This window comes from Bacteroidota bacterium (genome assembly GCA_016706255.1).
Classification (GTDB): domain Bacteria; phylum Bacteroidota; class Bacteroidia; order Chitinophagales; family BACL12; genus UBA7236.
Genome location: JADJJZ010000003.1, coordinates 1,213,536 through 1,226,177 on the forward strand (window position 1 = coordinate 1,213,536; position 12,642 = coordinate 1,226,177).

Below are 12,642 nucleotides of genomic sequence, written 5' to 3' on the forward strand. Positions count from 1 at the left end.
CTGAGTGTGTTTTAAAACCTGCGTTCTTGGTTAACTTTGCACCCACTCAATACAAAATGAAAAAGCACACACCACTTTTAATTTCCTTATGGATTTTTGGCATATTTATTTCCAATGCTCAAACTTTTACTTATTTCCAACCTTTGGATTATAAGGGTCAGTTTTTCGGTTATTGGGGTTGGAATGTTGATGGATACACTGCTTCTGATATTCATTTTAAAGGTGAAGATTATAATTTTACTTTGACCGATGTAAAAGCGTATGATCGTCAGAGTAATTTTGATGTGAAATTATATTGCAATCCACTTCGTGCAACAATTCCACAATATAATTTCCGGTTTGGATATTTTATTTCTCCCCATTATAATATTTCCTTTGGTATCGACCATATGAAATATGTTGTGAAACAATTACAAGTGGTTGGTATAGATGGTTATATTGACAATCCCGCTTCTAATTACAGCTCAATTTATGAAGATTATGAAATTTTAATTCGCCCCGGGTTTTTGCAATTTGAACATACCGACGGATTAAATTATATAAATACAGAATATAGAAGAGTCGATAATCTGATTACCGGCCCACATTTAAAATTAAATGCAACAGAAGGTGTAAGCGCCGGTATTTTATTGCCTAAAACAAATTGTACCTTGCTTGACAATGCACGGTATGATGAATTTCATTTAGCAGGTTTTGGCATGGCCATAATGGCAGGTTTAAACTTAGAAATTTATAAATACTTTTTTATTCAGTCTGAATTTAAAAGTGGTTATATTAATATGCCGGATATCAGAACGACCATGGACCCTGTAGACAGGGCAGGCCAACAATTTGTGTTTGCACAATGGAATGTAGTGTTTGGTGCGAATTTTAATTTAAATAAGTAAACGGTTCTACAGTGGAATTTGAATTATTACATACAGAACGATTGATTTTACGGAAAATTGATCCTGATGTATATACGTGGGTATTCACACAACTCAACCGTGAGGAACAAAAACAATTTCTCGGTTTTTTAACCGATGAAGAACTGGATACCATGTTTGCAAAATACCAAAAAGGATTTACTTGTTTCAATAAAACCTACCTGAGTTTTCAATTATTAGATAAAATTACCGGCGATACGATTGGTGTTTGCGGATATCACAATTGGTATACGGAACACCATCGCGCAGAAATTGGATATTCATTATATCAGGATGTTTTTAAAAGACAGGGTTACATGAGCGAAGCCTTTTCGCCAATTATCAAATATGGTTTTGAGCAAATGCAATTAAATCGTATTGAAGCATTTATCGGACCCCATAATACTGCATCCATCAAGTTAGTGGAAAAAAATGGTTTTACTCCGGAAGGTCATTTAAAACAACATTATTATAAAAATGGCATTATGGAAGATTCGCTGGTTTTTGCGCTGTTACTTCAAACTTATAAACCTTAAGTAACCATGCGGGTGCTTTATTTATTACATCTTAATTTTCCATCCATTACACCCGCTCAATTAGAATCTGGACTTTTAAGCAATAGCCTTCGTCGCCACACCCCGCTTGACTTTCAAGCAACAAAATCATTAGTATCCAATCAGAAATTATTTCTTGAAAATGAAGGTAAACAGTTTACCAATTACACCAGAATGAAAGGCATTTTTGAAACACTTTTACCGAAATTGATATTTACTTTAGGTGATGATAAACAGTTTGCGACAATCAAAATCCGGTTTTCAATCGGTCCGTCGCTTTTAATATTACTTTACTTATTAAGCCTGTTATTTTTAATTTACAATGCTCTGGTTTTCGGAGAATATCCGAATCTACTTGCTTCAATTTTATTGCCGGCACTTATTTTTATTTTGGTAACTAAAATAGAATTGTTTTTGCTGAAAAAAACGATACTTAAAGCAGTCACTAATAAAAGTGAAAATCTATAAATCAAAATAAATATTGCTTCAACACCTCATTTAAACGAACACCAATTGAAAAATATAAGGTATTTGAGTCGTTGGTGTTTTCTTCGCTGTCCAGCTTCCTGTAAATACATCTAAAATCTAAATTTGCATTATGCCAAAATTGCCAGGATATAACCAGGTCGTTTACAATTAAATTATTATGAATACCCTGACCGATGGTATTGCCATATTCATTAGCGTAATTGTTATAATCTAGAAAAACGTTGCCACCATAATTCGTATTTAACGAATCGGTGCCATAATTCGCCAGCATGAGGGTATTGTTGATGGTAAATTTTGGCGCAGGTTGATACCAAAGTGCAATTAAATTTTCCTTGAAATTGGCGCCCAGCGGATGTGCCAGCGGTTGCGCATAATGCGTATAACTGCTGCCGTTTTCATCTTCATAACTATAAGTGTAGGGCCTGGCCATATTAAATTCATATTGCAGATCCAACTGGTCGATGCCAAAAACGTTGATGTATTTTAATCCGGATTGTAATGCATATTTATTGCCCCACCAGCCATCGTTTGCTATAAATTCACTTACAACCAATTCATCTAATACAAACTGTCCGTAAAATGAAAATTGTTTTAAAAAATTCCATTTCCAGTTGGCACCTAATACAACATTATCGCTGCTGCCTAATCCGCTCTCCACTGCACGATAAAAAATTACCGGATTCAGGTAATTATATTCAAAACCTTTATCTCCCCCCGAATAAGTTGTGCGGTCAAAAATAATTGTTTCAAATAAACCAAAATGTAAATTTTTAGTGATGGGGAAATTCAAATGGTGCATTGCGGCATATTTTTTATGCACCAGACTATTATAAATATTAGACCCATCGTAATTCGCTAATTCTGTAAATACATTTTCATAATTCGCCCGCCATATTTTTGTATTTATTTTGAAAAATAACATGTCCTTGGCATTGCTGCTCCATATTAAACTGCGAATGCCATCTCCCACAAAAAGTTTATCCTGACCAAATTGCATGGCAATATGTTTTGTGGCATTGAAGGCAACATAGCCATGAGTAGACAACCAGTCAAACCCATCTTCTTTAAATATTTTCGCAACACCCTCGCCCGGAACAACCTGCGGTGCGGCATCAATTCTATCTTTAATATAACCCGGAAAAATGGCCTGATTATCGGTTGCGTATAAATAAAAACCAACCTTGTTATCAATACTCCCACGTAATTCTAACCCCCTTGTATTTACAAAATTTAAACCACCGGAATCGATGCTGGTCCCAAAACTATTGGCAATAACAGGATTCACGCGAACGGTAAAAAATTGATATAAAGTAGCAGGTTCAGGATAAAAAAACGGAATTGGTGACGCTCGATAATACTCGGAACCTTTTGGTGTCGCAAATTCACGATTATCTGCGCATAAATAATTGATATTAAATTGCTCGCGGCGGTTAAAACTATCCGATTTAGCATAATTGAGCGTAAGGTCAGTGATATCTTCCCGCAAATAAGGTTTTATGGCCGTGTGCAAATCGCGATAAGTGCTGCTGTAGGAAATGTCAATACGGTCGATTAAGTGGTAGGAATTGCTCCCCAGCGGTGTATACGCATTACCCCATTGCGGCAGTGCAACCGGCTCCTGTCCATACCCTGTTTCCCTTGCTGCAAGCAGAAAGATTAACATAAAACCTATAATTAATCTAAATTTGTCAGCCATTTTGCGATACGGGCACGGCATTTGTTTTTATAAGTGCAGAGTTACTAAAAAAAACGAACATGAAAAAATTACTCATCCTCATTCTCTTGTATGCCAATGTAGCTATTGGCCAAAACCTTGGTTTCAGCGGAACCGGCTTTTTCGAAAACTACGATGCCGACGTTGAGCAATATTTATTAGATATGCATCAACCTTTTGTGCTCCGGGTTCCCGGCGGCGCCATTTCTAAATTTCACGATCCCGCCAATGTAAAAAAAGGCTGGGGTATGACTGAAAAAAGTGTGAAAGACTGGTTTGATAAAACAGGTTTTGATGAAGATGGAAACGGTTTGGAAAAATGGTTGCGCAAAACATCAGAACAACCTGACCATAGTTATATGGATGATTTGATAGCGTTGCAGAAAAAATTTCCGGATATGCAGGTGCTGTATGTTTTAAATGTACTCAATAGCACACCTGAAGCAAATATGCAGGCCATCCGTTACATGATGAAAAACGGTGTTCGTATCGTGGGTGTGGAAGCAGGTAATGAAGTTTATGGTCGTTATGCTTCTTTTGATGAATATGTAAATGATTTTTCACCCATTTTTAAAATGTTGGATAATGAATATCCGGACATAAAAAAAGGTTTGGTTGCCGGTGCAAATACTACGCGTAAAGATATTGTTCAATGGAATGAAGCACTCGCTGCTTATAAAGGTGATTACGATGCCGTTATTCTCCACTATTATTATACACAAAGAGAATTAGGTGAAGCATATGAAATGATTCCGTTGCGTTCTGCATATGACCCGAATAAAGAAAATAAAGACCTGGAAAAAGCTTACGATAAAGCAGCAGAATTATTATTGAGTAAACAAATGTTGAAAGATGGTATTGCTTACGCGCGTGATCAATTTGGTGCAAAACCAATTTGGATTACCGAATGGAATACCAAACCTTCGGAAATGCTGAGCAACACCGTTTTAAATGCAGCTTGGCAATTTCGTGAAATGGTAATGTATAATGAACAACTGGAATTTTTTCTGATTCACAACGGTGTTAGTCCCGATAAATATGGATTAATCAGTAAAGCGAATAAAGTAGACAGCGATAAGCATGATATGATTCGCAGAACCGGTTACTGGGCATATATTCTTGCGTCAGAAGCACAAGGCGGAAAACCATTAAATAAAACAGGCGCTCAAAATTTACAAGTAGATGCTGATGGTGAAATATGTTTATATTTTACCAATATGGATGAGGCCTATAATCTTGCTTTAGACTTAAGTAAATTAAATGGTGCTACTGTTACCATTAATTATGTATCGGGAAAACACAAATACAGTGCAGGTGGTTTTGCAGGGTATATGGGAAAAAATAGTGTGCCGAGTTATGAAATTAATGGCATTAAACGAGAAACTTATAATGGAACAATTCCAAAGAACTCGTTCGGTTATATTCTGATTAAAACAAAAAAATAATGTAGTTTAAATAACAAGAATCCGGTTGCTGTAATGGCAGCCGGATTTTTTTTGTACTGAATTTTTTACATTTGTATTACCACCTGTAACAAATTGCTACCCTTATTCGTTTTATGGTGTAAAGCCCTTATTAACAACGGTTTAGCTTAAATTTTTGGCACAACAATTGTCATTACACCCAATAATATAAAGTTATGGTGAGTAAACAGCAGCAAATCCAACACCTTTATTTACGGGCAGGTTTCGGTGAAACACCCGCGGTAATCAACCAGAAACTCAATCATGGTATCGAAAAATTAGTGGATGATTTATTCACTGATTCGAAACAATACAAACAAATTACTTACCTCGAAAATCCCGCAGACAGCAAAGAGGTAACCAACTTCAAAATACTCTTACTCGTTTTGCGTTCACGCGATGAAATGCAGGAACTCAATATTGAATGGCTAAAAAATATATATTCCACCAAAGCAGTTTTACGCGAAAAAATGACGCTGTTTTGGCATGATCATTTTGCTACCTCAACACAATTAGCCTACCTCATGCAGGTGCAAAATAATACGCTACGTAAAAACGCTTTAGGTAAATTTGATAAATTACTACACGCCATTTCTACCGACCCCGCAATGATTATTTATCTGAATAATCAGCAAAATAAAAAAGATGCGCCTAACGAAAATTTTGCCCGTGAAGTGATGGAATTATTTACGTTAGGTGAAGGAAATGTTTACACCGAACACGATATTAAAGAAGCAGCCAGAGCATTTACGGGGTGGACCGTTAACAAGCGCGGTAAGTTTGAATTTATTGCAGATGAACATGATGAAGGGGAGAAGGAATTTTTAGGCATCAAAGGAAATTTTAATGGTCAGGATATCATCAATATTTTATTGGAAAGAAAAGAAACTGCACAATACATTACCAGGAAAATTTATAAGGAATTTGTAAATGAGGAAGTAGATGAAAAAATAGTAGAAAAACTCGCTGCCGATTTTTTTGAAAGCGGTTACGATATCAGCAAATTAATGAAATCTATTTTTACTTCAGGCTGGTTTTACAGTGAAAAAAATGTAGGCTCACATATCGCGTCTCCGGTGGAATTATTGGTGCGCTACAAAAAATTAATCGATATTGGGTTTAAAGATGATAAAGCTCAGCTGGCAGTGCAAAAGGTGCTCGGACAAGTACTATTTTTCCCGCCGAATGTTGCAGGTTGGCCGGGTGGAAAAAATTGGGTGGATAGTTCAACACTAACGTTGCGTATGAATATTCCGACAAGAATTATTCAGGGTGGGGGATTTGACATCCGTCCTAAACCGGAATTTGAAGATGCTCCCGAAGATGAAGCAGCATTAAAAGCTAAAAAACGTTCTGAAGTGTATTCTGATTGGTCGAAGCTGGTGAACACATTTAAAAATGTAAAAAAAGAAGAATTAACCGATGCCGTAATTGCCGCTTTTGTGCAATCACCAAAGGAGGCTATCGATAAATCATTAATCGAAAAATATATCGACCATTCATCTGATGAAAACAGAATCATCAGCACAATTGGTATCGTAATGTCATTACCTGAATTTCAATTAATTTAATTATGAAAAGTTCAAGAAGAGATTTCCTTAAATATTCAAGTTTGGCCTCAGCCAGTTTGTTTATGCCGCAATTTTTAAAAGCCTCATCGGGATTATTATCTGATGCCACTAAACCAAAAGTATTAGTGGTAATTCAATTTTCCGGTGGTAACGACGGACTGAATTGTATCATTCCTTTTGGCGATGATATTTATCAGAAAGCGCGACCATCAATAGGTTATAAAAAAGATGAGGTAATTAAATTAGGTGATGGTATCGGAATGAATGCCAACTTGCAGGGTTTGGCAGATTTATATTTTGATGGCGATGTTGTGCTGGTAAACAGTGTAGGATACCCAAACCCAAACCGCTCACATTTCAGGAGCATGGATATCTGGCAAACAGGTAGCGACGAAAATATTTATTTACAAACCGGTTGGGTGGGACGTATTTTAGATTCAACTTGTAATAATAATGCCTGCGCAAAACCACATTTCGCAGTTGAAATTGATGACAGTTTAAGTCTCGCATTAAAAGGAAACCTGGTAAGCGGATTTGCCGTTCGTGACCCAAAAGAATTAAAAAATGTAAATGCCAATCCGTTTATTGATAGCATCGCACAGCAGTCTGCACATTTTGAAGACGACCATCATAATGTTGCTTACTTACATAAATTATTAGCTGATACTGCAGAGAGCACAGATTACATTTACGAAAAATCAAAAAAGTATACCAATAATGCCATTTATCCGGCAAATGAATTCAGCAATCAATTAAAAACAATTGCGCAATTAATTATTGCTGAATCTAATACTACAATTTATTATGTGTCATTAAGTGGATTCGATACACATGCCGGTCAGCGCAATCAGCAGGAGCGACAATTACGTGTTTATTCTGATGCATTAAAAGCATTTTGCAGCGACTTAAAAGCAAATGGTAAATTTAAAGATACCATGATCATGACATTTTCTGAATTTGGTAGAAGGGTAGAAGAGAACGCCGGCAACGGAACCGATCACGGTACTGCTAATAATGTATATTTAATTAGTGGCGGATTAAAGCAAGGCGGCATGATCAACGATATGGCTGATTTAAAAAATTTGCAGGATGGCGATTTAATTCATCAGGTAGATTTCAGAAGTGTATATTCCACCATTATGAATAAATGGCTGAATGTAAATTCCAGTCTGGTATTGGATAAATCGTATCCGCTGTTGGATTGTTTGTAAGATCTATTTACAAACGATTCGCAGGTTTATGTTTTAAACGATTGAGTACTTTCTCCCATAATATTTCGTACGGAATAATTTCCCATTCGTTAACCATGTTGTTACCACTTGGATCACCTTCCTGCATTTTGCGCAAGTATTTTTGAGCCATTTGTTTGGTGCGGTCGTAAACAAAATCTTCCTTCACCATTGTAAGCAACATTTTAAGGAAACAACTGCTGCGGTATGAGTCATCTTTGCGTAAGTAGCGACTGCAATAAACATTTAATGCTTCGGAGCGATTGATGATACCGGTGTATTCACCTTTCTCTAGCATATAAATAATCTGCACCACTAAAATTGAAACATTATATCCTTTTTTATCTTTCGAGAAATTAGGCACCTCATTTAAAAATTTCAGCAAACGGAATTTGCGTTTGGTTGGATCACTCGCTAATAAATCGCGGTCGAGGTTTTCTGTTTCGAAGATGTAGTTGATATACGATTCAAAAATTTTCCATTTCTCTTTGCGTTCATCACTGGTATAAACAAAACGCGGGTGATTGATCACCTTGATAAAAATACCTGCTGCATTGATATAATTTTCGGTATGCATGGCAAGTAAAAAATAATATTCTAAAAATATAAACCAGTTGTTACTGCCTTCTGCAACCAACTCCAGACATTTTTCCGCATTCATGCGACCATTTTCATAATCGCGTAATTGTAAATAAGAGCTGATTTTAATTAATGCCAGGTTAGCCAATTTTACCTTCTGGTTAAAATTCGGATTATCGTTCAGGTATTGTTCAGCTTCTTCACAAACTTTAATGGTTTGTAAGTACTGACCTTTAATTTGCGCTACCATAATACGAATCTGGTATTTCATATAATGCAACTGGTAGCTGTTGCTTTGTTCGCATAGTTTATTAACGGCCTCCAGATTTTTATCTGCAGTTTGCGCTAATTCAGTAGTAGAAGAAGCACTCATCGCAAAATTGATAGTGAGGCGCTGATACATTTCTTCAGCCCGTATTTCATAATCAACATCACGTAATGCCTTATTGGTAAGTGCGGCATACATTTCATATTCCTTATCATCACCATTTAAGCTCGCATTATTCATTAAAATGCGTGAGCAGTTGAGGATGATGTCAGAAAAGCGATAAATTTCAGCAACACCTAAAGTTTTAGTAGCGATTTTAATGGCAGCGTTTCGTGCACCGCTGTTGAGCAGAATTCTAATTTGTGCCCAGTTTTTATTGCAAGTATAATTGGCTCTGTGATAATCGGAAAAAGAAGGGTCGTTGCTATCGAGGAAAAAAAGTGTATTTAGCAAACGTTTTGAAAACCGTGATTTGAGCTGACGATACTTATCATCCAAAGGAGAGGTATTATAAAGCATCATTGCAGCTTCCTCATCCGTATTGAACTTGTCGTTAACTAATCCCTCATAAAATTCATTGAATTTGCTTTCCTTTCGGTTAAGTAAACTTTTGTCGAAAATCTCAATCTTTGAGATTCTCTTTTTGGTCACAACTTTCGAAATTTCAATTAGGTTTTTCATAGTGTGTCTGCCTTCAGAGGGTTATCGTTTCGGGTATAGTTGTCTGAAAATACTTAGTTTCCGCGGGATGTGTATGAAAACCTTTCAGCCTTCATGTCACAAACATAACAAAATTTGTGATAATCAAATAAATTTATAATTCTTTTTTTCACCCGAAATCCACAATACCAAATAGGTTTGAGGTTGCATCTTACATTTGTTAAATGACTTTAAAATGTCACAAAAAGACTAAAAAATTCACTTAAAAGCCTCAATAATAGGAAGTTATGACCTAAAAAGTCAAATTATAAACTCATATATATCGTCACAAATAGTTATTTGGTGTAATGAATAGCTACAAGCAGGTTTATACTTTTGACATCGTTAGTCATTCAGTTAACCTTTTAAACATTTGAATAGTATGAAAATAACATTACTCCATTCAATTCCCGTTCAGGCGATAGTGATAATTGATAATGACGAATTATAACTTTGTAGACAGTTGGTTTGTTTCATAAATTAGGTTCACGACCAGAAGGAGGCTTAGGCCTCCTTTCTGTTTGTATGAAATGAAGGAAATTGTAGAGCCCCAAACAAACTCCGCTTCGAAGCCCTCTGATCCCCCAATCTCCGATTGGAGATACCAAAGTAAAATAGAACTCAAAACCTACTCCCTCGTAACCTCAACATGACCTCACCAGCAACCCCTATGGTTGCGTCCCCAGACCAACCATAGGTTGCGGAGGATGAAGTAACTTGTTAAACAAAAAGTATTTGGATAAACGCATGGACTACCTAGCACCAATGCCTTGGTATACGAGCGCCTTAGGTAGTAAAAATTAAAATAGTATGCAGCACATGTTGTGTAAAAAGTTAATTCTTTACGCTTGAGTTTAATGTAATGTAGAGCTCTTGCTGCTCATTAGTCTTCATCCCGCCGGATACAAGTATCCTTACTATCACCATAGATCGCGGAGGCAGAAGTAACTCGTAAAACAAAAAGTATCTGGATAAGCGTCTGAACTACATAACGGTCATGCCCAGGCATACGCTTTACCTATGCTAAAATTGAAAATACAAAAGTTTCACTTAAGTGAAACTTTTGTATTTTTGATTATGGAGTGATGGCAATACAGGCCGATTAAAACACAAAAAACGCCTAAAAACGAAATTGAATTAGCAAAAAAAATAAAGGCAGAATATGAAAAAGAAAAATAAAAATTTGACTTCTCTCGAAGAATTTAAAGAGAAAAATTATGGAAAACGTGGGACCAAAAAACGCGAAGAATTAGAAGCCGGATACGAAAATTTCAAAATTGGATTTTTACTGCTTGAGGCAAGACTTGAAAAAGGTTTAACACAAGAGCAACTTGCAGCTAAATCCGGAACAACAAAATCTTATATTTCAAAAATTGAAAATAATATAAAAGAAGTTCGCATTTCCACACTGCAAAAAATAGTGGAGACCGGACTTGGAGGACACCTTGAGTTATCAATCAAATTATAATGAATATTGTTTGAGATCAGATTCGCCGCTCGGTAATTCTTTACGCTTGAGTTTAAGGTAATGTGGAATTCCTAGAGCTCATTAGTCTTCATCCCGCCGGATGCGAGCATCCTTACTATCATTCTGAGTAAAAAGTTAATTCTTTACGCTTGAGTTTAAGGTAATGTGGAATTCCTAGAGCTCATTAGTCTTCATCCCGCCGGATGCGAGCATCCTTACTATCACCATAGATCGCGGAGGATGAAGTAACTAGTATATACAAAAAGTATCTTGGTAAACGCATGAACTACTTAGCAGCAATGCCTTGGTATACGAGCGCCTTAGGTAGTAAAAATTAAAATAGCTTGCAGCAAATTCTGAGTAAAAAGTTAATTCTTTACGTTTGAGTTTAAGGTAATGTAGAATTCCTATTGCTCATTAGTCCTCATCCCGCCGGATACAAGTATCCTTACTGTCAACTCGCAATCTTCAGCAAACTCAGCTTCGACTGATTAAACTTACTCACCGCATAATCAAGTGTCAAATGAAAATCTTTAACCCCTGCATTACTTGGCAGCTCAAACATAGCATCAGTAAGTAAAGCCTCACAAATAGAGCGGAGACCACGTGCGCCGAGTTTGAAGTCGATGGCTTTTTCTACGATAAAATCGAGAACCGCATCATCAATCATTAAGTTGATATCTTCAATATCAAATAATTGTTTGTATTGTTTGATGATGGCGTTTTTAGGTTGAACCAGGATTGCTCTCAACACATCAGCATCCAGTGGATCTAAGTGGGTGAGGACCGGCAAACGACCAATTAATTCCGGAATTAATCCGAAGTTTTTTAAGTCCTGCGGAGCAATATATTGTAGTAAATTTTCACGATCGGTAGTTACATTATCGTCGTGACGTTTAAATCCGATTAATTGAGTGTCGGTGCGACGGGCAATAATTTTTTCAATACCATCAAAAGCACCACCGCAAATGAAGAGAATGTTTTGGGTATTCACCTTCACCATTTTTTGCTCCGGATGTTTTCTTCCTCCCTGTGGCGGAACCATCACTTCTGTGCCTTCCAGCATTTTAAGTAATGCCTGCTGCACACCTTCACCCGAAACATCTCTGGTTATGGAAGGATTATCACCCTTGCGCGCAATTTTATCTATCTCATCAATATAAACGATGCCCTTTTCGGCTGCCGCAACATCATAATTACAAACCTGTAATAAACGGGATAAGATACTTTCTACATCTTCCCCAACATAACCGGCTTCAGTAAATACAGTGGCATCAACAATTGCAAAAGGCACATTTAAAAACTTGGCTATAGAACGCGCAAGTAAGGTTTTACCTGTTCCCGTCCTTCCAACAACCATGATATTCGACTTTTCAATCTCAACATCCTCGCTGGTTTTCTGGTTTAGGCGCTTGTAATGGTTATAAACCGCAACGGAAAGTATCTTTTTGGCCTCATCCTGACCTATTACATAAGTATCAAGAAACTCCTTAATTGCACGTGGCTTCATCGAGTTCGCCAAAGCAAATTTATACCGTTTTACAGGCGCGTGTAACTCCTCTTCCACCAAGGTTTGAGCCTGGCTTACACAGGTTTCACAAATATGTCCTTCTTGTCCTGCAATCAACATCTTCACCTCTTCTTTCGGGCGCAGACAAAAGGAACAATGGGCGGTTTCTTTTTTCTTCATGTAACTTGTTCAA

At 36.8% G+C, this 12,642-nt stretch carries 10 protein-coding genes; 7 read left to right on the forward strand and 3 right to left on the reverse strand.

What is annotated here, in order from left to right:
• Positions 1 to 56: 56 nt before the first annotated feature.
• From IPI65_07125 to IPI65_07135, 3 genes are read left to right on the forward strand one after another with little or no spacing between them, the layout of a single operon-like run.
• Entirely contained in the window at positions 57 to 887 is an 831-nt protein-coding gene (locus IPI65_07125) for a hypothetical protein (protein ID MBK7441294.1), read from the forward strand.
• An 11-nt stretch (positions 888 to 898) separates the two neighbouring features.
• A complete protein-coding gene (locus IPI65_07130) occupies positions 899 to 1,441 on the forward strand; it encodes a GNAT family N-acetyltransferase (GenBank protein MBK7441295.1) in 543 nt (180 codons plus the stop codon).
• A 6-nt stretch (positions 1,442 to 1,447) separates the two neighbouring features.
• Entirely contained in the window at positions 1,448 to 1,927 is a 480-nt protein-coding gene (locus IPI65_07135) for a hypothetical protein (protein MBK7441296.1), read from the forward strand.
• A 1-nt stretch (position 1,928) separates the two neighbouring features.
• On the opposite strand, the gene IPI65_07140 is transcribed toward IPI65_07135, so the two are convergent.
• On the reverse strand, positions 1,929 to 3,611 hold the full coding sequence (locus tag IPI65_07140; protein MBK7441297.1) for a hypothetical protein: 1,683 nt from the start codon (positions 3,609 to 3,611) through the stop codon (positions 1,929 to 1,931).
• Positions 3,612 to 3,703: 92 nt separating this feature from the next.
• Between IPI65_07140 and IPI65_07145 the strand changes: the two genes are divergently transcribed.
• From IPI65_07145 to IPI65_07155, 3 genes are all read left to right on the forward strand, one after another.
• Positions 3,704 to 5,107 carry a hypothetical protein gene (locus IPI65_07145; GenBank protein ID MBK7441298.1) on the forward strand — a complete coding sequence of 468 codons (1,404 nt, stop codon included), beginning with the start codon at positions 3,704 to 3,706 and terminating at the stop codon, positions 5,105 to 5,107.
• Between the two features lie 194 nt (positions 5,108 to 5,301).
• Positions 5,302 to 6,696, forward strand: coding sequence for a DUF1800 domain-containing protein (locus IPI65_07150; protein ID MBK7441299.1), 1,395 nt, complete (start codon positions 5,302 to 5,304; stop codon positions 6,694 to 6,696).
• 2 nt (positions 6,697 to 6,698) lie between these two features.
• Entirely contained in the window at positions 6,699 to 7,907 is a 1,209-nt protein-coding gene (locus IPI65_07155; GenBank protein ID MBK7441300.1) for a DUF1501 domain-containing protein, read from the forward strand.
• A gap of 7 nt (positions 7,908 to 7,914) precedes the next feature.
• Here the strand turns inward: IPI65_07155 and IPI65_07160 are convergent, their stop codons facing one another.
• The gene (locus IPI65_07160; GenBank protein MBK7441301.1) at positions 7,915 to 9,453 is read right to left on the reverse strand and encodes a hypothetical protein; all 1,539 of its coding nucleotides are present in this window, start codon (positions 9,451 to 9,453) and stop codon (positions 7,915 to 7,917) included.
• Positions 9,454 to 10,633: 1,180 nt separating this feature from the next.
• On the opposite strand from IPI65_07160, the gene IPI65_07165 reads away from it, so the two are divergent.
• Positions 10,634 to 10,939 (forward strand): helix-turn-helix transcriptional regulator, encoded by a 306-nt coding sequence (locus IPI65_07165; protein MBK7441302.1) that lies wholly within the window; start codon positions 10,634 to 10,636, stop codon positions 10,937 to 10,939.
• A gap of 454 nt (positions 10,940 to 11,393) precedes the next feature.
• On the opposite strand, the gene clpX is transcribed toward IPI65_07165, so the two are convergent.
• Positions 11,394 to 12,629, reverse strand: a complete 1,236-nt coding sequence (gene clpX / locus IPI65_07170) for an ATP-dependent Clp protease ATP-binding subunit ClpX (GenBank protein ID MBK7441303.1) — start codon at positions 12,627 to 12,629, stop codon at positions 11,394 to 11,396.
• Between the last annotated feature and the right edge of the window lie 13 nt (positions 12,630 to 12,642).

Bases quoted from the DNA above. Each gene is read 5' to 3' on its own strand.
- IPI65_07150 (MBK7441299.1), top strand. From the start codon at position 5,302: ATGGTGAGTAAACAGCAGCAAATCCAACACCTTTATTTACGGGCAGGT.
- IPI65_07140 (MBK7441297.1), bottom strand. From the start codon at position 3,611: ATGTTAATCTTTCTGCTTGCAGCAAGGGAAACAGGGTATGGACAGGAG.
- IPI65_07165 (MBK7441302.1), top strand. From the start codon at position 10,634: ATGAAAAAGAAAAATAAAAATTTGACTTCTCTCGAAGAATTTAAAGAG.
- IPI65_07125 (MBK7441294.1), top strand. From the start codon at position 57: ATGAAAAAGCACACACCACTTTTAATTTCCTTATGGATTTTTGGCATA.
- IPI65_07160 (MBK7441301.1), bottom strand. From the start codon at position 9,453: ATGAAAAACCTAATTGAAATTTCGAAAGTTGTGACCAAAAAGAGAATC.
- clpX (MBK7441303.1), bottom strand. From the start codon at position 12,629: ATGAAGAAAAAAGAAACCGCCCATTGTTCCTTTTGTCTGCGCCCGAAA.
- IPI65_07145 (MBK7441298.1), top strand. From the start codon at position 3,704: ATGAAAAAATTACTCATCCTCATTCTCTTGTATGCCAATGTAGCTATT.
- IPI65_07155 (MBK7441300.1), top strand. From the start codon at position 6,699: ATGAAAAGTTCAAGAAGAGATTTCCTTAAATATTCAAGTTTGGCCTCA.
- IPI65_07135 (MBK7441296.1), top strand. From the start codon at position 1,448: ATGCGGGTGCTTTATTTATTACATCTTAATTTTCCATCCATTACACCC.